This window comes from Janibacter corallicola NBRC 107790 (assembly GCF_001570965.1).
GTDB lineage: Bacteria > Actinomycetota > Actinomycetes > Actinomycetales > Dermatophilaceae > Janibacter > Janibacter corallicola.
Map to the genome: position 1 here is coordinate 1 of NZ_BCSR01000023.1, position 20,301 is coordinate 20,301.

The following is a 20,301-nucleotide window of genomic DNA, read 5'->3' on the forward strand; positions in this document are numbered from 1 at the left end:
GGGGCCGCCGCAGGTCGCCGGCCGGCGGGGCACCGCCTTCCACGCGTGGGTCGAGGAGCACTACGCGCGGGCGGGGCTGGTCGACCTGCTCGAGCTGCCCGGCAGTGCCGACGAGGAGCTCGGGGACGTCGACCTGGCTCTGATGCAGCAGCGCTTCCTCGCCAGCGACTGGGCGGAGCGGGTGCCGTTGGACGTCGAGCTGTCCCTGGAGACGGTGGTCGGCGGACACGCGGTCCGTGGCCGGGTCGACGCGGTCTTCGCCGACGAGGACGGCGGAGTCACCGTCGTGGACTGGAAGACCGGGCCGCCGCCGCGCGACCCGGACGAGGCCGCGGTGCGGGCGGTGCAGCTCTCGGCCTACCGGATCGCCTACGCCCGCTGGCGCGGCATCGACCCGGAGCTGGTCCGGGGAGCGTTCTTCCACGCCTCGACCGGAGAGACGGTCCGGCCGCGGATGCTCGAGGAGGAGGCGTTGCTCGACGTCGTGGAACGGGGGCTCAGCGGGACGGGTCGATGACGTCGTCCGTGTCGTCCTCGACGAGCGGGGTGATCTCCTGGGTGTCGTGGTCATTCCCGCGCGCCGGCTGCCCGGACTCCGGCTCGTCGGGCTCCGGTTCGTCGGGCTCCGACTGGTCCGGCGCGGCCGGGGTGATCCGTCCCGTCGCGCCCGGGGTCCCGGAGTCCTCGGCAGCTGCCGGCGTCTCGTCCGCGGCGGGCGTCTCGGGCTCCTCGGGGTGTTCCGGCTCCTCGGCCGGCTCCGTCACGGCCACCGGGGTGGGCAGGTGCATGCCCTCGACCTCGACGGCGTCCGAGTCGTCCTCCCCGTCCTCGGCGCCGGTGTCCTCCGCGGCCGGGTCCTCGGCGCTCGAGTGGTCGTCGGCCGGGTCCTGCGCGGCCGGGTCCTCGACGCTCGGGTCGTCGTCCTCGGCCCCCGTGTCCTCGGCGGCCGTGCCGTCCCGCGGCTGCTCCGGCGACTCCTCGGGAGAGGAGGCGGCCCCCTTCGCCTCCGCGCCGGCCGCGGTCGCCCCGGCTGCCGCCGTCCCGGCGGTCCCCGGGGAGCCGGTGGCCTCGTCCCCGTCCGCCGGCTGCTCCTGCGGGGCCAGCTCCTCGTCGAGCTCGCGCAGCCGGGAGGCCTGGCGCTCGGCGCCGGTCTCGTCACCGGCGGCGATGACCGCCACGAGCGTGCGGGCCAGCTGCATCTGGTGGACCAGCCGGGCCCGCGTCAGCAGCCCGGCGTCCGGCCGCTCGATCCGCGCGTGCGCGTAGGACTCCAGGACGGTGTCGAGGGCCTCCGGCGAGAGCGCGCCGACCAGCTCCGCGAAGTCGTCCGCCGGGTCGGCCACCCGGGCCTCCTCCCAGCCGAGCAGCGCCTTGACGTCCGGCTCCTCCCCGTCGTCGGGGGTGGCCAGGATGCTGTGCTCGCCGACCGCGCCGTGGGTCGGGGTCGGGGTGAAGGACCACAGCTGCCGGTCCTGCAGATCGGACTCCCAGCGGTCGAGGAGCCGGGCGGGGACCCTCCCGGTGCCCGCAGCCCGGTCCAGATCGGCCAGCCGGCGGGTGCGGTGGGTCTCGGTGTCGTAGACGGGCACACCGGACTCCTCGTAGACGCCCGGCTCGAGGTTGTGCAGCTGCGCCAGGGTCCGGCCGATGCCGACCGCGAGGCGGGAACCGGCAGCGACGTCCTCGAGGAGGACCATCCGCCCGGTGAGGTAGGGATGCACGGCGGCCCGGCCCCCTTCGGGCAACGCCACCCAGCCCTTGACCGCCGGCACCGGCATCGTCAGGCGACGGGCGAGCAGCGAGAGCAGCGCCGCGGACTGCTCCAGCTGCGCCGACGCCGCGGCCGTGCGAGGGGAGCGGATCACCCACCGATGGTGGTCGTGGTCCTGGACGAAGGCCACCTCGTAGGGGTCGAGTGCCCCCTGCGGCACGACTCCCTCGACGGAGGAGGGGTCGAGGCCGGACACGGCGGCGCTGGCCAGCGCGGCGAGGGCGAGTGGTCCACGGGAGGTCACGGCCCCCACCGTACGAGGAACCGGCGCCAGATGGCCGCAGCGACGCCCGGTGCCGGGCATCCGTACCGTGGGGAGGGTGGACCACGACCCGATGCGCGACCTGCCTATGGCGACCTTCTCGCTGGATCGGGAGGGACCTGCCCGGGACCGGCCGGGCCGTCTGTCCGAGCTCCTCGGTGACCCCGACACCCGGGTGCTCGAGCTCTCCGGGGACCGTGCCCGGACGAAGGGGGAGGCCCTCGCCCTGCGGGCGCCGCGGCCCGGCGACCTGGAGCAGCTGACGCTGCACCTCGGGAGCCACGACGGCACCGAGTACGTCGCGGTGTGCCGGCCCTGCCCGGAGGAGGAGGGCACGGAGGCCAGCCGCGAGGAACAGCTGGAGGAGGCCCCCTTCGCCTCGCTGCGTCGCGCGGCGAGCGGGCTCTCGGAGCTGGACGTGGCGCTCTTCACCACCGCCCTCGGCCTGGCGAACTGGCACCACCGGCACCCGCGGTGCCCCCGCTGCGGCAACCCGACCGAGGTGGCCGCCGCCGGCTGGGTGCGCCGCTGCCCCCACGACGGGTCCGAGCACTACCCGCGCACCGACCCTGCCGTCATCATGGCGGTCACCGACGCGCAGGACCGGCTGCTGCTGGCCCGCAACGTCAACTGGCCGGAGGGACGCTTCTCCGTCCTCGCGGGATTCGTCGAGCCGGGGGAGACCTTCGCCGGCGCCGTCGCGCGGGAGGTCGCCGAGGAGACCGGGGTGCAGGTCGCGGACGTGGAGTTCGTCGCCGACCAGCCCTGGCCCTTCCCGGCCTCGCTGATGATCGGCTGCGCCGCACGGGCCACGACGAGTGAGATCACCCCGCAGCCGGAGGAGATCGCCGAGGCCAGGTGGTTCACGCGGGAGGAGTTCCTCTCGGACGTCGCCGCCGGGCGGGTCCTCACGGCCGGGCGGATGTCCATCGCAGCCCGCCTCATCGAGCGCTGGCTCGGGCGCCGACTGGACCGGCTGGGGTGACCGGCCCGGGCCTCGTCGGTGTCGGTCGCGGGTGAGACAGTGCACGGGTGAGCACCCCGGCCCTCCCGCAGTCCGCGGACCAGATCCTCGCCGCGCTCGATCCCGAGCAGCGCGAGGTCGCCGCGAACCCGAGCGGCCCCATGTGCGTGCTCGCCGGTGCGGGCACGGGCAAGACGCGCGCGATCACCCACCGGATCGCCTACGGGGTGCACTCCGGTGCCTACGTGCCGCCGCGGGTGCTCGCCGTGACCTTCACCGCCCGGGCGGCCGGGGAGATGCGCACCCGGCTGCGTGATCTCGGCGTCGCCGGCGTGCAGGCGCGCACCTTCCACTCCGCGGCGCTGCGTCAGCTGCACTACTTCTGGCCGCAGGCGATCGGCGGCGCGGCGCCGGAGATCCTCGGCCACAAGGCCCCGGCGGTCGGTGAGGCCGCGGCCCGGGTGGGGATGCGCCTGGACCGCAGCGAGCTGCGGGACGTGGCCGCCGAGATCGAGTGGTCCAAGGTCTCGCTGCTCACCCCGGAGACCTACCCGGAGGCCGCGCGGGCGGCGCGCCGGGAGCCGCCGGGCATGGACCCGACCGCGATGGCGCGGCTGATCTCGACCTACGAGGACGTCAAGGGGGAGCGCGGCGTCATCGACTTCGAGGACGTGCTGCTGCTGACCGTCGGCATCCTCGAGGAGCGGGAGGACATCGCGGCGACCGTGCGCTCCCAGTACCGCCACTTCGTCGTCGACGAGTACCAGGACGTCAACGCGCTGCAGCAGCGGCTGCTGGACCTGTGGCTCGGGGGCCGGGGCGACATCTGCGTCGTCGGCGACCCCGCCCAGACCATCTACTCCTTCACGGGGGCCACCCCGGAGCACCTGCTGCGTTTCGGCCGGACCCATCCCGGGGCCGAGACCGTGCGCCTCGTGCGCAACTACCGCTCCACCCCGGCGGTGCTCGGGCTGGCCAACCGGCTGCTCACCGACCCCTCCGGCGGGCGCCGGCACGGGTCCGTGGAGCTCGTGGCCCAGCGCGAAGGGGACAGCTCGGCTTCCCGACCGCGGCTCACCGCCCTCGACGACGACCCCGCCGAGGCGGCGTGGGTCGCCGAGCGGATCGGTGAGCTCGTCGAGCAGGGGAGGCCGCTGCGCGAAATCGCGGTGCTCTTCCGGACCAACGGGCAGTCGGAGGGCTTCGAGTCCGCGCTCACCGACGCCGGCATCCCCTACCTCGTGCGCGGCGGCGAGCGCTTCTTCTCCCGCAAGGAGGTGCGCGAGGCGGTGCTGCTGCTGCGCGGCGCCGCCCGCACCGACGACGGGAGCAAGCCGCTGCCCGCCCTCGTCGAGGACGTCCTCGGCGGCATGGGCTGGCAGCCGGAGGCGCCCGCCGGCAGCGGCGCCGTGCGGGCCCGCTGGGAGTCCCTCAAGGCGCTCGTCGACCTCGCCGGCCGGCTCGCCGCCAACCACCCGCAGGCCCGGTTGCCGGAGCTGGTGGGGGAGCTGGACGAGCGGGCCGCCGCCCAGCACGCGCCGGACGTCGAGGGCGTCACGCTCGCCTCGTTGCACGCCGCCAAGGGGCTGGAGTGGGACGTCGTCTTCCTCGCGGGCTGCTCCGACGGGCTGCTGCCGATCGTCATGGCCGAGGGCGCCGAGGAGATCGAGGAGGAGCGGCGCCTCATGTACGTCGGCGTCACCCGTGCCCGCGACGTGCTGCACCTGTCCTGGTCGCGGGCCCGCACCCCGGGCGCGCGCGCCAGCCGCCGGGTCAGCCGCTTCCTCGACCAGACCAGCGGCATCCTCGGTGAGGGCGCGCGCTCACAGCCCAAGGGCTCCCGCTCCCGCTCCCGCGGCCGGCTCAAGGGCGCCCGCCCCCGGTCCTGCAAGGGCTGCGGCAGCGAGCTCGTCACCGCCGCGGAGCGGGCCTCCGGGCGCTGCGCGAACTGCCCGCCCGGCTATGACGAGGCGACCTTCGAGCGGCTGCGCGCCTGGCGTCTGGCGGTCTCGAGGGCGGCCTCCGTGCCCGCCTTCGTCGTCTTCACCGATGCCACCCTCGAGGCCATCGCCGAGGCCGAGCCCGGCGGTCAGCGCGAGCTCTCCGCTATAAGCGGCGTCGGCCCCCGCAAGCTCTCCCTCTACGCCGACCAGGTGCTCGCGGTCGTCGCCGGCGCGGACCCCGACGAGGTCGTGCGTTCGGCGAGCGGTGACCCCGAGGCCTGAGGCCGTTCGGCGACGTTGACCAAACTCGGACATTAATTCGGTGGCGCGCCCTCCCCGACGTGGTCTAGGTTGTTTCTTGTCCGTCGGAGCGCAGTTGCGTGATCCGAGCAGAGCGCGAACGAGAGGAGGGCAGGACCGATGAAGAACATCACGATGATCGCCACCGCGACTACCCCTGCCCTCGTGCCCTTCGCCGCTGTCGTCGGCGATGCCGTCGGCAGCTTCGTCGCTCGTGACCGGTTTGCGGTCATCGACCCGACGTCTGCCACGTTCGTGGACCCGCGCCCCGCAGGACCTCCTCTCTAGACGAGACCACTGGTCCTCACTTCTTGTCAGGCCGCGGCTTCCCGAACACGGGAACCGCGGCCTTTGTCGTGTCCCACCCCGTCCCGACACCACACATTTTCTCGAGATCACCACAGGAGACCCCGACGTGACGACGATGACCAGCCACCCACCCATACGGGCAGTGACGCCCTGCCAGCGCGAGGAGCCGGAGATCTGGTTCTCCCAGACCCCGTCCGGCGTCGAGTACGCCAAGGCGCTCTGCCTGGACTGCCCCTTCAGGACCGCCTGCCTCGAAGGCGCCCTCGAGCGCCGTGAGCCGTGGGGTGTCTGGGGCGGCGAGCTCTTCGAGCAGGGAGTGGTCCGTCCCCGCAAGCGGCCCCGCGGCCGCCCCCGCAAGTACCCGCTGTCCGCCTGAGCCGAGACGAGAAGGAGGTGACCGACATGAAGTTCTTCGACCGCTCCGTCCTGCGACGGGCCGTCCGTCCGCTGGAGTACTCGCCCGAGGTGGACGAGCACCTGGCGGAGGCCCTCGCGCAGCGCGAGCGCCACGTGCCCCACAGCGCACACCTGTTCGTGCGATGAGTGGCAGGCTGGGGGCCATGGCCTCCCCGCAGCTGCAGATCGCCCAGGACGAGACCGCCGACGCGCTCCTCGCCACCGACCCCTTCGCGCTCCTGACCGGGATGCTGCTCGACCAGCAGTTCCCCATGGAGCGGGCCTTCGCCGGCCCCGCGAAGATCAAGGAGCGCTTCGGCGGTCTCGACCCGGCGGCCATCGCGGCCGCCGACCCCGAGGAGTTCGCCGACCTCTGCGCGACCCCGCCGGCCGTGCACCGGTACGGCCGGTCGATGGCCGGCCGCATCCAGTCCCTGGCGACCATCGTGCGCGACGAGTACGACGGTCGGGCCGAGCGGATCTGGACCACCGCCGCCGACACCACCCAGCTGCTGGCCCGCCTGAAGGCGCTGCCCGGCTTCGGTGACCAGAAGGCACGCATCTTCGCCGCCCTGCTCGGCAAGCAGCTCGGCGTGCGCCCCGACGGCTGGCGCGAGGCCATCGGACCCTACGCCGAGGAGGGGTCCCACCGCTCGGTCGCCGACGTCGTCGACGAGACCTCGCTGCTCGAGGTCCGCGAGTACAAGAAGGCCGCCAAGGCCAGGGCGAAGGCCGAGAAGGCCGCGAAGGGCACGTGAACGGGCGCCCCCTTCGCGGACTATGAGCGGGGCTCGGCGAAGCCGGGCAGGTGACGCTCCATCGATGCCCGGGGCGCGACCGTGGCACCGAGCTGGCAGAGGACCCCGGTCGTGCCGAGGATGACGCGGTGGACGAGGGCGTACTCGCGCGGCATGTTCATCCGCATCCCGGTGGCGAACTCCGGGGTCCGCACGTCGGTGAAGCCCTGCGTCGCCTCCCGCATCCACTCCCGGCTGAAGTGGTGGGTCGGGGCGCGCAGCGGCTCGGCGAAGGGGGCGAGATACGCGATCACGTCCGCCGGCTCGACCTCGATGCCGGGCAGGACGAAGCCCGCCTGCGCCAGTCCCTCCAGGGCCGCCTCGCCGTCGCCGTCGAGCACGGTGCGGGCCACCCGTCCGACGACCGGGGGGATGCCCTCGGGCAGGTGCGCCACCGCGCCGTAGTCGAGCACGCCGAGCCGCCCGTCGCGAGTCAGCCGGAAGTTGCCCGGGTGCGGGTCGGCGTGCATCAGCCCCAGCCGCCCCGGCCCCGAGAGCACGAAGTCCAGGTAGAGCTGCCCCACCCGGTCGCGCACGTCCTGCTCGCCCTCCCGGATGACCTGGCTGAGCGGCGCCCCACCGAGCCACTCGCCGACGAGCACGTGCGGTGTCTGCAGCACGACGTCGGGCACGGCCACGTCGGGGTCGTCGCGGAAGGCCTCGGCGAAACGGCGCTGGCTCTGCGCCTCGAGCCCGTAGTCCAGCTCCTCGTCGGCCGCGGCGAGCAGCTCCTCGGTGACCGGCTTGATGTCCAGCGCGGGCATCCACGCCGTGGCCACCCGCGCCAGCCGGGCGATCTGGCGCAGGTCGCTGCGCAGCGCGCGGTCCGCCCCCGGGTACTGCACCTTGACCGCGACGAGTCTCCCGTCGGCGGTGCGCCCGCGGTGGACCTGACCGATGGAGGCGGCCGCGACCGGCTCGTCCTCGAGCGCGGGCAGCTCCTCGCGCCAGCGCCGGCCGAGATCACCGGTGAGGACCTCGTGGACCTCCGCCGTCGACATCGGCGGCGCGGCCTCCTGGAGGCGCACGAGCATCTCCCGGTAGGGCTCGACCATGTCCTCGGGCATCGCCGCCTCGAGGACGGAGAGCGCCTGGCCGACCTTCATCGCCCCACCCTTGAGCGAGCCGAGCACCTCGAAGAGCTGCTCGGCGGTCTGCCGCTGGATGTCGGCGTCCACCGACTCGGTGGACGCGCCGCCGAGCCGCCGCCCGAGCCCGCGGGCGCTGCGCCCGGCGTACCCGAGCGGGAGCGAGGCGAGCCGGGCGGCACGCCTGGCAGGGCCTCCGGGGATCTGTGTCACACCGCCATTGTGTCGCCCGAGCCTGAGTCCGCCGTGGACCCGGGGTGGCCGCGGTGTCGTGGCCTCCGCGCCGGCCCGACCGGCGCGGCCGCGGCCGGTGCGGCCGGCCCGCACACCGGGCAGCGCGGGTGCGCGGGCCACCGGTGCCGCTCGAGGCTCGGCCCCGGGGTCGCGACCTCGAGGGACCACCCCGGTGCCTCGACCCGACCCGAGAAGTGGTCCAGCACGAGCGCGGTCGTCAGGCCCGCCGCGAGGAGCCGCACCGCGGGCAGCCCGTCGACGGGTTCGGCCCCGGCCACGCGGGGGCGGCTGAGCTGGGCGCGCAGGTGGGGCCAGTCGGGATCGACGTCGACCCGGGTGAGCTCGATGCAGTGCAGGCAGGGTCGCCCGGCCGGGGTGAGGATCGGACCGATGCTCGCGTGCTCGGGCTGGCACCACAGCGGGACGACCGGTGTCCCCGCGCCGAGCCAGGGCTGGACGGTCGCCGAGTCCGCCGGGGCCGGGCCGACGACGACGGCGAGGTCCGTCGCCTCGCCCTCCCCGCCGGGACGCACCCGGGCGGCCTCGATCTGCTCGCCCTGGCGCAGGACGTCGGTGAGCAGCGCCGGGAGGGCCCCGGAGCCGACGACCGAGACCCGCGGGCACCGGTCAGCGGCGTCGGGGGAGAGGAGCGCGCAGCCGATGAGCCGGTCGAGCACCTCGCCGGCCCGCGCCGGCTCGATCCCCTCGAGCGCGGCGGCCGCCAGGGCATCGGTGGCCGCGCGAGCGGGGTCCAGCGCGGCCAGCCACCGCACCTCCGCGTCGGAGAGCCCGAGGAGCCGCACCGACCGTGGGCCCGTGCCGAGCTGCACGCTCCCGTCGGGCCGACGAAGGGGACGCAGCCGCGCCCCGCGTGGGGGTGGGGATGAAGGGGACATGGTCGCTCACTCGGTGACTGCGGGGTGGTGGGACCACCATGGCGCAACTTCGCCGAGCACTCCGGCGGTCATCCACAGGCGAGGGCGACGAGCTCCCTGATCGAGTCCTCGGTGTCCGGCGGCAGCGCGGTCACCGGCCACCAGGCGACGTCGAGCGACTCCGCGGAGACGACCGGATCGGCGAAGGGGGCGGCCACCGCGATCCACCGCAGGTCCAGGTGCTCGGTGCACCGGGTGAAGCCGGACCCGAGGGCGTGCCGGTCGAGCTGGACCGGGCCCGGCAGCAGGGTGAGCGAGCCGTCGGGCAGGCCCGACTCCTCGCTCGCCTCCCGCAGCGCGGCGTCGGCGACGGAGGCGTCGGTGGCCTCGATGTGCCCGCCGAACTGCAGCCACCGCCCGACCTTGCGGTGCAGTGTGAGCAGCACCCGCTCCCGCGGCTCGTCGACCACGAGGCAGGAGGCGGTGAAGTGCGCGGGTGGGCCCGTCCTGGCGCTCGCGTCCTCGTGGGTGGCCGCGTGCGCGAGATACTCGGTGCGCAGCCGCTCCTGCGCGGCATCCGGGGCGGACCACCCCTGCAGCAGGGCGCGCAGGTCCACCTCGAGGTGGGCGCGGGAGGTCACGTCGCGGGGGGCTCCTCCCCGCCGCCGGCGGAGCCCCCTTCGTCGGCCTCCCGCAGGATCGACTCCAACGCGGCGTCGAGGTCGCTCTCGTCGCCGCCGCCGGAGGCCCGGCGCTCGACGAAACCGAGGACGTCGTCCAGGTCGGCGCCGGTCGGGGCGACGTCCGGGTGGGCCCACACGCCGTCGCGGCCGGAGACCCCGGCCTTCTCCTCGAGGGCGGCGAAGAGGCTCGCGGCATCGCGCAGCCGGCGCGGTCGCAGCTCCAGCCCGACGAGCCCGGCGAAGGTCCGTTCCGCCGGCCCACCGGTGGCCCGGCGGCGACGGATCGTCTCGGTCATCGCCGCGGTGTGGGGCAGCTGCCGCTCGGTCGCGCGGGAGGCGACGTGCTCGACCCAGCCCTCGATGAGCGCCAGCCAGGTCTCCAGCTGGGTCAGCGCCTGCTGCTGCGCCGGCGTCGGCGACGGGTTCAGGAAGCCGCCGGTGAGGGCCTCCTGCAGGGCCTGCGGGTCGGAGGGGTCGATGTCACGGACCGCCTCGTCGATGGCGTCGGTGTCGATGGCGATCCCGCGGGCGTAGGACTGCACGGCCGCGAGGATCTGCGGGCCGAGCCACGGCACCGCGGTGAAGAGCCGCATCCGCGCGGCCTCGCGGGCGGCCAGGTGCAGCCACACCTCGTCCAGCTCGACGTCCAGGCCCTCCCCGAAGCCGGAGATGTTGCCCGGCAGCAGGCCCACCCGGCCGGTGAGGAGCGGCACGCCGGCCTCGGTCGCGGTGAGGGTGTCCTCGGCGAGGGCGCCCACGGCCTCCGCGATCTGGCTCGTCATCAGGTGCGAGGCCATCGCGTCGACGAAGGGGGCCATCGCCTGCGTCAACTGCGAGAGGTCCATCCCCGGCGGCAACCCGAGCATCTGCAGGTCCGGGGCATCCGGCCCCTGCATCCGGGAGGAGAAGGAGTCCCGGATCGCGCCCGAGAGGCCCTCGACCACCGGGTCGACGAGGCTCGCCCAGACCGGCATCGTCGCCTCGATCCACTCGGCCCGGCTCATCGCCTCGCCGGTGAGGCCCGGTGCCTCGAGCTCGGTGACCTGGTCCAGCCAGAGCGAGGCGACCTGCACGGCCTGCTCGGCCAGGACGGCGCCGCGCTCGCCGGTGGTGGCCGTCAGCTCCTCGGTGAGCCGCTCGCGGGCGGCGGTGGTGGCCGCGGCGACGTCGACCCCCTTCGTCTGGGCGCCGGGGGTGAACATGGCCTTGATCTGGGAGGTCATGCTCGCGACCTGGGCAGGGTCGGCATCGGCGATGCCCATCGCCTTGAGCTGCTGGACGACCTGCGGTGGCAGGTCGCGTCCGCCGTTGAGGTCCCGGAAGATCCGGGCGAGCTCCTCCGGCAGGCCGTCGTCGTCGGCGGCACCCGGGGTGTTGGGGTCGTTGCTCACGCTGGCCGCTCTCCCTCTCCTGAGAAGATGTTTCCGATGAAGACAACCACGATCGGCTCCGGATGGTTCCCGCTGGGGCAGGAGGACTTGTGACGCAACCACGTACGAGGCGCCCCCGAGGCGAGGTGATCGCCCGCCGGGTCCTGATCGCCGCGATCCTCCTCACCATCGTCGCGCTCGCCGGGACGTTCATCAAGGTGCGGTACGTCATCGAGGAGCCCGGGCCGGTCACGAACACCATCGGCGGGAAGGGCGATCCGGCGCTCATCACCGTCAAGGGAGCCAAGACCTACCCGACGAAGGGGGAGCTGTCCTTCACGACCGTGCGTGTCCGGGGCGGGCCGGACAGGCACATCTCGGCCTGGGAGTGGCTCTTCGCGAAGGCCGACCCCGACGTGCGGTTGCTTCCCGAGGACGAGGTCTTCGGGGACCGCACGAGCAAGGAGGTCGAGCAGGCCAACGAGGCGATGATGCAGGGGTCGCAGCACACCGCGGTCGCGGTGGGGATGCGCAGCACCGGGCTGACGGTGCCCTCGGTGACCATCGCCGCCCAGGTCGCGAAGGGCGAGCCGGCCGACGGCGAGCTCGAGGCCGGTGACGAGATCGTCTCCGTGGACGGCGAGGACGTCGACGACGCCGAGTCGGTCGCGACGGCGGTCGCCGACCGGGAGCCGGGTGACCCGGTGCGCATCGGGTACGTCCGTGACGGCGAGCGGAGTCAGGTGCGGCTGAAGACGACCGACATCGGCCAGGGCCGGGCCGGTGTCGGCATCGCGCTGCAGCCGAAGTACGACTACCCCTTCAAGGTGAGGATCGACGCCGGTGACGTCGGTGGCCCGAGCGCGGGCATGATGTTCGCCCTCGGTGTCCGGGACACGCTCACCCCGGGGCCGATGACCGGCGGCAAGTCGATCGCCGGGACCGGGACGATCGACGACGACGGCTCGGTCGGCCCGATCGGTGGCATCCAGCAGAAGATGATCGGCGCCCATGACGGGGGTGCGAGGTGGTTCCTCGCCCCCGAGTCCAACTGCGACGAGGTGGCCGGCCACGTCCCCGACGGCCTGAAGGTCGTCTCCGTGTCGGACTTCGGTGACGCCACCGACGCCGTGGATGCCATCGCCGACGGCCACGCGAAGGGCCTCCCCACCTGCGACGCTCCGTGAGTCGGGCGCACCCACCGGTCCGCGCCAGACGTGTGCACAAGGGGTCGTCCTGGTGCATCTGGTGGCGTTGACTGGCGGGTAACCCCGGTTTCCACTACCTACCGTGCACGCCCGGCTCAGTCCTCCAGCGTCGTCCGCAGCGCGTGCACGAGCCCGGGGGCGATGTCCTCACCGGTGGCGACGCGGTCGTCGCGGTCGTGGGCGCGCTGGCGCAGCAGGCACACCGAGCGCCCGTCGCGGTGCACGGCGACCAGCAGGCGCACGTCCTGCCGCCGCGGGTGCTCGGCGAGAGCGCTCATGGCGGCGTCGGGGTCCTCGGGGAGCTCCTGCTCGGCCTCGGGCGGCAGCACGATCCGCTCCACCGCGAGGGCGGCGCCGTCGACGGTCTCCGGCCAGGCCATCTGACCGAGCAGCTCCTCGAGCGAGGCGGTCTTCGGCAGGTCCTCCTGCTCGATGGCGGTGAGCGCTCCGGGGGCCTGGTCGGCGGCCCCGAGGTCGGCCGCGAGCTGGGGCTCGGCCTCGAGCAGCGCGGCGGTGTGCACGAGCGCGAAGACCCGCGGGTTCTGGTCCCAGCCGCTCCCGGCGACGTGGCGCTCGGTCTCCAGCGCGGCGACGGTCAGCGGTTCGGTCGTGGTCGTGGCATCAGGCGTGGAGTCGGACACGGGCACCATGCTGCCCCACGGGCAGGCGGGACGGATACGGTGTCCCCACCATGACGAGCGCGAGCCGGCCACATGACGAAGGGGGCGAACCGCCCCAGGGACCGCCCCCTGCCCACCGGCCCCCACGCCTGGCCAAGTGGGTGGCCGGCCTCGCGGTGGTGGTCGTGCTGCTCAGCCTCGCGGCGAGTTTGTGGACCGAGTCGCTGTGGTTCTCCGCGCTCGGGTACTCGGACATGTGGTGGTCCCGGATGCGGACCCAGATCCTGCTCTTCGTCCTCGGCGGCCTCGCGACGGCGCTGCCGATCGGCGTCAGCCTCTACATCGCCTTCCGGGCCCGGCCGCTCACGGTGCCGATGAGCCCGGGGGAGCAGGCGCTGGCCCAGTACCGCAGGGCGGTCGAGCCCTTCCGCAAGATCACCGCGTGGGCGGTGCCGGGCGTGCTCGGCATCCTCGGTGGCCTCGCCGCGGCGGGTCAGTGGCAGACCTGGCTGCTGTGGCGCAACGGCGAACCCACGGGAGTGACCGACCCGGAGTTCGGCCGGGACGTCAGCTACTACCTCTTCGCGATGCCGTGGTGGAACTTCCTCGTCGGCTTCCTCACCGTCTCGCTGGTGGCGGCCCTGCTCGCCGCGGCCTTCGCGCACTACGTCTACGGCGGGATCGTGCCGCCCTCGCGCGGGCGCTCGACCCGGGCCGCCTTCCTGCACCTGGCCGTGATCGCCACGGTGCTGCTCCTGCTGCGCGCGTGGGGGTACATCCTCGACACGCACGCCCTCACCACCCGCGAGGGCGAGGTCCTCACCGGTGTCGGGTACACCGGGGTGCACGCGATCGTGCCGGCGAAGTACATCCTCGCGGTCGCCGCCGTGCTCTGCGCCGCGCTGCTGCTCGTGTCGGTGCGGCTGCGCACCTGGCGGCTGCCGACGATCGCCGTGGGGACCCTCGTCGTCCTCTCCGTCGTCGTCGGCTCGATCTACCCCGCCCTCGTGGAGAGCTACAAGGTCTCGCCCTCGCGCAACTCCCTCGAAGAGCCCTACCTGCAGCGCAACATCGACGCGACGAGGTCGGCCTACGGCGTGGGCGGGGTGAAGACCTCCACCTACGACGCGGTCTCGGACGCCTCCTCCGGCCAGCTGCGCCAGGACGCCTCCTCGATCCCGGGCATCCGGCTGCTCGACCCCTCGGTGGTCTCGCCGACCTTCCAGGAGCTGCAGGCGCAGCAGCCGTACTACACCTTCCCCAACACCCTGGACGTCGACCGGTACAAGTTGGACGGCAAGACGACCGACGTCGTCGTCGGCGCGCGTGAGCTCGACCTGTCCAAGGTGCCGGACGACCGGCGCGACTGGGTCAACGACCACACTGTCTACACCCACGGCTACGGGCTGGTCATGGCCCGGGGCACCCAGGTGCGGGCCGGCAACCCGCAGTGGATCCCGCAGAAGAAGCTCGGCGACTACGAGCCGCGGATCTACTTCGGCGAGGAGATGGACCACTTCTCGATCGTCGGCGGCGAGGGCGCGGCGCGTGAGGTGGACACCCCCGCCGGTGGCGAGGAGTCCCGGTACAAGTACCAGGGCAAGGGGGGTGTCTCCCTGGGGTCCCCCCTTCGCCAGTTGGCCTATGCCACGACCCATCGCGACCTGAAGTTCATCCTCTCCGACGCGGTGGCCAAGTCCTCGCGGCTCCTGGAGCACCGGACCCCGACCGAGCGGGTGCAGCGCGTCGCGCCGTGGCTGGACATCGACGAGGACGTCTACCCGGCGATCGTCGACGGACGGATCAAGTGGGTGGTCGACGGCTACACGACCTCCGACAAGTACCCCTACAGCACTGCCTTCTCGATGTCCGGTGTGCAGTCCGGGCAGGTCTCCTCGGTCCAGACCCAGCAGGCCAGCTCCCTCGTCGGGGACCGGGTCAACTACATGCGCAACTCGGTCAAGGCGACCGTCGACGCCTACGACGGCACCGTGACCCTCTACAAGTGGGACGACTCGGACCCGATCGTCAACGCCTGGGACAAGGCCTTCCCCGGGCTGCTGAAGTCCAAGGACGCCATCGACGGTGAGCTGATGTCCCACCTGCGCTACCCGGACGACATGTTCCGGATGCAGCGGGCGGTCCTCGCGGACTACCACGTGACCTCCGCCAGCGACTTCCGCACCGGCCAGGACCGGTGGCGGGTGCCGGACGACCCCACGCGCGGCGACGACGGCGTGGCCCAGCCGCCCTACTACCTCTCCCTGGCGATGCCGGACCAGAAGGAACCGCAGTGGTCGCTGACCTCGACCTACATCCCGCGCGGCAGCCGTAACGTCATGGCGGGCTACCTCGCGGTCGACTCCAATGCCGGCACCGTCGAGGGCAAACCGGCCTCGGACTACGGCCAGCTGCGCCTGCTGCAGGTGCCCCGTGACACGACCGTGCCCGGTGTCGGCCAGGTGCAGAACGACATCGTCTCATCCAATGCCACCTCCGGTGACAGCAGCCAGACGCTGCAGGACTACCTGAACAACGCCAACCGCGGCGGTTCCCGGGTGCACTTCGGCAACCAGATGGCGCTGCCGGTGGGGGAGGGCTTCCTGCACGTCGAGCCGATCTACCTCTCCTCCTCCTCGGGCACCTCCTACCCGCAGCTGCGGATCGTCATCGTCACCTTCGGTGGCAAGGTCGCCTGGGCGCAGAACCTCGACGCCGCCCTCGACCAGCTCTTCGGCGGCGACGCCGGGGTGAGCGCGGAGGACTCCGGCGGTGGCGCGGGCGGCGACAAGGGTGACTCCGAGGACGAAGGGAGCACCGAGGGCCTCTCGCAGCGCCAGCAGGACCTGCGCACCGAGATCGAGGGCATGGAGGAGGCCTACGCGGAGGGCCAGAAGGCACTGAAGAAGGGCGACTTCGCCGCCTACGACGAGGCACAGAAGGAGCTGCGCGAGCACCTCGAGGAGGCGGCGCGGCTGCAGCCCGGTGGTGGGTCGGCCGACCTCGGGGGCAACTGATTTGGTGTGTCCCCGGCGGTCACGTAGAGTTGTCACCACAACGCCGCGGGGTGGAGCAGTTCGGTAGCTCGCCGGGCTCATAACCCGGAGGTCGCAGGTTCAAATCCTGCCCCCGCTACCAGCGTCCTGGGCCGCGACATCGTTCACTCGGTGTCGCGGCCCAGACTTTTTTGGTCGCCAGGCCCCGGTGCCCGGGGCGCATGTCGTGCGGCAGCTCATCCCCTCGAACCAGGGAGTGGCTCAGGCGGCGGCGGGCTCCCAGTCGAAGTGACGGCGCAGCGTCCGGTTCCAGCGGTTGGCCGGGAGCGAGGGGTCGAGCAGCGCGAGCCCGGCGCAGTACTTGCTCAGCGAGAGTGGTCGGTGGCCGCGGCGCCAGAGGACGGCATCCACCTGTCCGGCCGCGCCGACGGTCTTTGACTCGACGAGGACGAGGTCCCGGGGCCCGTGGCGGCGGATTCCGTGGCGGTCGAAGGACAGGTCCACGTCGCAGGTCATCCGGCTGCGGGTCTGCAGGTCGACCACGGTCGTGCGGTCGTACCGCGTGACCAAGGAGAGCTCCAACTTCTCGGCCGGGGACGGGCTCCCCAGCGTCGAGTCGATGAGCTCCCGGGCGCCGGTGTCCAGGGTGTACCGGTCCTGGAGCGCCCACGGGTGGCGGTCCTTGATCGTCTCGCCCCGGCCCCCTTCGCTCTTGATCTCCAGCGTGCACAGACCGGAGTCGAGGTAGGTGCGGGTGCGCACCTTCCACCGGCGCCGCCGGTCATGGGCGTGGGCGTGGTGCGCCTCCAGCTCCGGGGTGTCGAAGTACACCGACTCGTAGTCGAAGCGCCGCAGCCCGTCGATCTCCAGCACCGCGAGAGCACCGTCCAGCTCGCGCGTCATGGCGAGGAAGTCGGCGGCGGGCACGAGGTACTTCCGGTCGGTGCGGGTCTGCAGGTCGGCGGCGGCCTGGACCTCATCCAGGCCCAGGGGCGGCATCACGTCGACGGCGCGGTCCACCGCCTGCCGCGCGGTGAGCGGGTTCATCGCTGCACCACCAGTCCGGCCTCGTCCAGCGCGGAGTGTGCCGCCGGGGCCGGCGCCGCCTCGACCTGCGGCGCCGGGCGGGTACGGAAGCGGACGTCGACGACCGTCATGTCCCGGACGAAGTCGATCTCCTGGACGATGAGGTGCTTGACGTCGACCTCGAGGCGCTCCTCGATCAGTGCCTGCAGCTCGGACTCGACCGGCACGGCGCGGTCCATGGTCAGCATCTGGCGGCGGGCCCGGGGGAGCACCATCGGGTGGTCGACGACGAGCATCGCGATCACGATGAGTGCCGACAGGGCAGGGGCGACCCAGACCGGCCCGGGGTGCAGCCCGGCCAGCAGACCGAGTGCCAGCGCGACGAAGTAGTACGCGATCTCCTCCTGGGTGATCTGGTCCGAGCGCAGCCGGATGATCGAGAGCACGCCGAAGAGGCCCAGGCCGAGGCCGGCGCCCACCGAACCGGAGGAGAGCATCATCGTCACGGCGAGAACCCCGACGTTGAGTGCGACGTAGGCGAGCACCAGATCCCGGCGCTGGTGGCGGCGGAAGTAGGCCGACACCACGACGGCCAGGGCGAGCAGGTCCACCACGAGTGGCAGTGCGACAGTCATGATTGTTCTCCCTCTCCTGTGCTGTGTTCCCAGCGAGTGTGCGTCGCCAATGTGATGTGACGATGAGACGAGGATGAATGAGTCCTCATGTGCTCCCGCGCCGGTCGTGGACACCGGTGCCGGCGTGGCCTCAGCCGTTGCGCGTCAAGCTGACCCGCACCGTGTGGTCCTCCTGCAGGGACACGCCCAGGGAGACGACGGGTCCGCTGTAGTCGGAGTTCTCGAGCGTGTTCTCGGTGCCGGGCACGACGGCCGAGCAGAGGTAGTCCTTGTCGACCCCGGCCTCGCTGCAGTCCTTCACACGGATCTTCCCGAAGGGGGTGCCCGACTCGGCGTCGGTCCACGCATCCCCGTCGAGCCAGGCCTCGAGGTCCTTGCGGTCGAAGGAGTCAGGCACGCGGTACCACTGGGTCACGCCCTCCCCGTCCCGCGTGTTCTTGCCGTAGGCGTCGATCCGGAACCAGTCGGAGGGGATGGGGATCGAGCGTGCCTGCTCGATCGTCTCCTGCGAGACGCCCCAGTCCGGGGGTGAGTAGGCCCGGTAGGTCAGCCGGACCTGGACCCGGGTCTCGCCGGGCCCGTGCTCATCGGCCACGACCGTGAGGAAGTGCTCGGCTTCGCCCCCCGAGGGCGGCGTGAACTGTGCGGTGCACCGGGCCTGCTCCGCATCGCAGGTCTCGATCCGCAGCTCGCCGTACGGATCGCCTTCGGGGAAGCCCTGCCACGTCGAGCCCTCCAGCCACTGCTCCAGGTCCTTCGCCGTGTACTCCCTCGGGGCGGTGAAGAGCTGCTCGACGTAGCCCCGTGGCTCGCTCTCCCCGAACTCGGTGGAGGTGACGAACTCGGGGATCCCGGTCTCGGAGGCCGTGGTCCGTTCGAGCTGCCAGTCATCGGGCACCGGGATCTCCCTGGCCTGCGCGGGCAGTGCGTCCAGCGCCTCGGTCCCGGTGATGTGCCACACCCGGGTGTTCGACCAGGCCATGAACAGCGGGAAGATGATCAGGCCCGCCATGACCAGCTGCATGAGCCACCGCAGCCATCCGAGCGCGAAGCCCGTCCCGGGGGAGAAGGTCTCGGTGTAGTCCTCACCGAAGCTGAGGCCCTGGGTCCGCGCCGTCGCCCAGGCACCGAACCGCACGAAGACGCCCAGCAGCAGCGCGATCACGACGAGGGTCTCCAGCGTCACCGGGATCCAGCGCAGGCCGTCGAAGACGGGCAGCAGGCCAAGGGCCCACGGGAGGAGCGCCAGCAGCGGTGCCGCCAGGTGGACGACGACGAGGATCAGGGCTGCGGGCAGCCCCCTTCGGTCCGTCAGGTCGGCAAGGTCCGCGGTCAGCCATCTCCCCATGGCCACAGGCTAGGGGCCGCTCACCGCCGGTCGCCGATATCACGTCGGCCTGATTAGCCCTTCAACGGTCCTGCGGGGCAGAATGGCAAGACGTGAGCGCCAACTCGAACAAGCACCAGGTCGTCATCATCGGATCCGGCTTCGGCGGACTCTTCGCCGCCAAGGAGCTCGCCGACGAGGACGTGGAGATCACCCTGATCTCCAAGACGAGCCACCACCTCTTCCAGCCGCTGCTGTACCAGGTGGCCACGGGGATCCTCTCCGAGGGCGACATCGCCCCGACGACCCGCGACATCCTCGGCAACCAGTCGAACGTGCGGGTGATCCTCGGGGACGTCCAGGAGGTCGACGTCGAGGCGAAGACGGTGCGCTCGGAGTCGCTGAACCAGCACACGATCACCCACTACGACAGCCTGATCGTCGCCGCCGGCGCGGGGCAGTCCTACTTCGGGAACAACCACTTCGCGCGCTACGCCCCCGGCATGAAGAGCATCGACGACGCCCTCGAGCTGCGCGGTCGCATCTTCGGCTCCTTCGAGCTGGCCGAGACCTCCCTCGACCCGGAACAGCGCCGCCGGCTGCTCACCTTCGTCGTCGTCGGCGCCGGCCCCACCGGCGTGGAGATGGCCGGTCAGATCGCCGAGCTGGCCCAGCGCACCCTCGCCGACGAGTTCCGCCAGATCGACCCCAGCGAGGCCCGGGTCATCCTGCTCGACGCGGCCCCGAAGGTGCTGCCGAGCTTCGGTGACCGGCTCAGCGACCGGGCCCGCAAGAGCCTGCAGGACCAGGGTGTCGAGGTCCAGCTGAACGCGATGGTCACCGACCTCGACCAGTACAAGATCGACGTCAAGGACAGCGACGGCAGCCACCGGAGCATCGAGACCATGACCAAGGTCTGGGCCGCCGGTGTGGCCGCCTCGCCGCTGGGACGGATGGTCGCGGAGCAGACCGGTACCGAGGTCGACCGCGCCGGCCGGGTGCACGTCGAGGATGACCTGACCGTCTCCGGCCACCCGGAGATCTTCTTCGTGGGCGACATGATCAACCTCAAGGGCTACCCCGGCGTGGCCCAGCTGGCGATCCAGTCCGGTCGCTACGCCGCCCGGCAGATCAAGGCCCGGCTCGCGGGCACCACGCCGCAGGGTGCCTTCAAGTACCGGGACAAGGGCAGCATGGCCACGATCTCGAAGTACTCGGCCGTGGCCAGCATCGGCAAGATCAACTTCACCGGGTTCTTCGCCTGGGTGGCCTGGCTGGCCGTGCACCTCATGGCGATGGTCGGCTTCAAGAACCGCGTCTCCACGCTGCTGAACTGGGTCATCACCTTCGTCGGTGACAACCGCAACGAGCGGGTCTCGACCTTCCAGCAGGTCTTCGCCCGCACGGCGATGGAGGACCTCGGCCCGTCGGCCTTCCCGAACCTCAGTGACCCGGCACGCGACGGGGACGAGGACGAAGGGAAGGCCGCGTCGTAGG

Annotated in this window: 19 protein-coding genes and 1 tRNA gene; 11 read left to right on the forward strand and 9 right to left on the reverse strand. The window is 72.5% G+C overall.

What is annotated here, in order from left to right:
* On the forward strand, positions 1 to 517 hold a 517-nt coding region (locus JCO01S_RS09505), incomplete at its 5' end, for a PD-(D/E)XK nuclease family protein (RefSeq protein ID WP_174521069.1).
* Here JCO01S_RS09505 and JCO01S_RS09510 read toward each other — a convergent pair.
* A complete protein-coding gene (locus JCO01S_RS09510; RefSeq protein WP_068254429.1) occupies positions 498 to 2,015 on the reverse strand; it encodes a phosphotransferase in 1,518 nt (505 codons plus the stop codon). The genes JCO01S_RS09505 and JCO01S_RS09510 overlap by 20 nt on opposite strands.
* Positions 2,016 to 2,091: 76 nt before the next feature.
* Here JCO01S_RS09510 and nudC point away from each other — a divergent pair, with 76 nt between their 5' ends.
* From nudC to JCO01S_RS09530, 6 genes are all read left to right on the forward strand, one after another.
* Positions 2,092 to 3,018 (forward strand): NAD(+) diphosphatase, encoded by a 927-nt coding sequence (gene nudC, locus JCO01S_RS09515; protein ID WP_068254531.1) that lies wholly within the window; start codon positions 2,092 to 2,094, stop codon positions 3,016 to 3,018.
* Between the two features lie 47 nt (positions 3,019 to 3,065).
* Positions 3,066 to 5,222: an ATP-dependent helicase gene (locus tag JCO01S_RS09520; protein WP_068254432.1), complete on the forward strand. Its 2,157-nt coding sequence runs from the start codon at positions 3,066 to 3,068 to the stop codon at positions 5,220 to 5,222.
* A gap of 138 nt (positions 5,223 to 5,360) precedes the next feature.
* Entirely contained in the window at positions 5,361 to 5,528 is a 168-nt protein-coding gene (locus JCO01S_RS15705) for a hypothetical protein (protein ID WP_157074549.1), read from the forward strand.
* 136 nt (positions 5,529 to 5,664) lie between these two features.
* Positions 5,665 to 5,925 carry a WhiB family transcriptional regulator gene (locus JCO01S_RS09525; RefSeq protein ID WP_068254534.1) on the forward strand — a complete coding sequence of 87 codons (261 nt, stop codon included), beginning with the start codon at positions 5,665 to 5,667 and terminating at the stop codon, positions 5,923 to 5,925.
* Positions 5,926 to 5,951: 26 nt separating this feature from the next.
* A complete protein-coding gene (locus tag JCO01S_RS15710; RefSeq protein ID WP_157074550.1) occupies positions 5,952 to 6,092 on the forward strand; it encodes a hypothetical protein in 141 nt (46 codons plus the stop codon).
* A 17-nt stretch (positions 6,093 to 6,109) separates the two neighbouring features.
* Entirely contained in the window at positions 6,110 to 6,703 is a 594-nt protein-coding gene (locus tag JCO01S_RS09530; RefSeq protein ID WP_068254435.1) for an HhH-GPD-type base excision DNA repair protein, read from the forward strand.
* A gap of 20 nt (positions 6,704 to 6,723) precedes the next feature.
* Here the strand turns inward: JCO01S_RS09530 and JCO01S_RS09535 are convergent, their stop codons facing one another.
* From JCO01S_RS09535 to JCO01S_RS09550, 4 genes are all read right to left on the reverse strand, one after another.
* Complete coding sequence (locus tag JCO01S_RS09535; RefSeq protein ID WP_068254537.1) at positions 6,724 to 8,043, reverse strand: ABC1 kinase family protein; 1,320 nt, start codon at positions 8,041 to 8,043, stop codon at positions 6,724 to 6,726.
* The gene (locus JCO01S_RS09540) at positions 8,040 to 8,960 is read right to left on the reverse strand and encodes a TOMM precursor leader peptide-binding protein (RefSeq protein WP_157074551.1); all 921 of its coding nucleotides are present in this window, start codon (positions 8,958 to 8,960) and stop codon (positions 8,040 to 8,042) included. The genes JCO01S_RS09535 and JCO01S_RS09540 overlap by 4 nt, the downstream gene beginning before the upstream one ends.
* Before the next feature lie 68 nt (positions 8,961 to 9,028).
* The gene (locus tag JCO01S_RS09545) at positions 9,029 to 9,580 is read right to left on the reverse strand and encodes an NUDIX hydrolase (RefSeq protein WP_068254441.1); all 552 of its coding nucleotides are present in this window, start codon (positions 9,578 to 9,580) and stop codon (positions 9,029 to 9,031) included.
* A complete protein-coding gene (locus tag JCO01S_RS09550; RefSeq protein ID WP_068254444.1) occupies positions 9,577 to 11,013 on the reverse strand; it encodes a zinc-dependent metalloprotease in 1,437 nt (478 codons plus the stop codon). Before JCO01S_RS09550 ends, JCO01S_RS09545 begins: the two co-directional genes overlap by 4 nt.
* 89 nt (positions 11,014 to 11,102) lie before the next feature.
* On the opposite strand from JCO01S_RS09550, the gene JCO01S_RS09555 reads away from it, so the two are divergent.
* Complete coding sequence (locus JCO01S_RS09555) at positions 11,103 to 12,179, forward strand: YlbL family protein (RefSeq protein ID WP_169796927.1); 1,077 nt, start codon at positions 11,103 to 11,105, stop codon at positions 12,177 to 12,179.
* Positions 12,180 to 12,295: 116 nt separating this feature from the next.
* On the opposite strand, the gene JCO01S_RS09560 is transcribed toward JCO01S_RS09555, so the two are convergent.
* Positions 12,296 to 12,850 carry a PPA1309 family protein gene (locus tag JCO01S_RS09560; protein ID WP_068254450.1) on the reverse strand — a complete coding sequence of 185 codons (555 nt, stop codon included), beginning with the start codon at positions 12,848 to 12,850 and terminating at the stop codon, positions 12,296 to 12,298.
* 41 nt (positions 12,851 to 12,891) lie between these two features.
* Between JCO01S_RS09560 and JCO01S_RS09565 the strand changes: the two genes are divergently transcribed.
* Positions 12,892 to 15,837: a UPF0182 family membrane protein gene (locus tag JCO01S_RS09565; protein WP_084342806.1), complete on the forward strand. Its 2,946-nt coding sequence runs from the start codon at positions 12,892 to 12,894 to the stop codon at positions 15,835 to 15,837.
* 44 nt (positions 15,838 to 15,881) lie between these two features.
* Positions 15,882 to 15,958: transfer RNA gene (locus JCO01S_RS09570), tRNA-Met, on the forward strand.
* 119 nt (positions 15,959 to 16,077) lie between these two features.
* On the opposite strand, the gene JCO01S_RS09575 is transcribed toward JCO01S_RS09570, so the two are convergent.
* The 3 genes from JCO01S_RS09575 to JCO01S_RS09585 all read right to left on the reverse strand — a co-directional run bounded on the left by JCO01S_RS09575 (position 16,078) and on the right by JCO01S_RS09585 (position 18,825).
* Entirely contained in the window at positions 16,078 to 16,863 is a 786-nt protein-coding gene (locus JCO01S_RS09575; RefSeq protein ID WP_068254452.1) for a VTC domain-containing protein, read from the reverse strand.
* Positions 16,860 to 17,477, reverse strand: a complete 618-nt coding sequence (locus JCO01S_RS09580; RefSeq protein ID WP_068254456.1) for a DUF4956 domain-containing protein — start codon at positions 17,475 to 17,477, stop codon at positions 16,860 to 16,862. Before JCO01S_RS09580 ends, JCO01S_RS09575 begins: the two co-directional genes overlap by 4 nt.
* Positions 17,478 to 17,607: 130 nt before the next feature.
* On the reverse strand, positions 17,608 to 18,825 hold the full coding sequence (locus JCO01S_RS09585; protein ID WP_068254459.1) for a hypothetical protein: 1,218 nt from the start codon (positions 18,823 to 18,825) through the stop codon (positions 17,608 to 17,610).
* Between the two features lie 92 nt (positions 18,826 to 18,917).
* Between JCO01S_RS09585 and JCO01S_RS09590 the strand changes: the two genes are divergently transcribed.
* A complete protein-coding gene (locus tag JCO01S_RS09590) occupies positions 18,918 to 20,300 on the forward strand; it encodes an NAD(P)/FAD-dependent oxidoreductase (protein ID WP_068254463.1) in 1,383 nt (460 codons plus the stop codon).
* Position 20,301 lies beyond the last annotated feature (1 nt).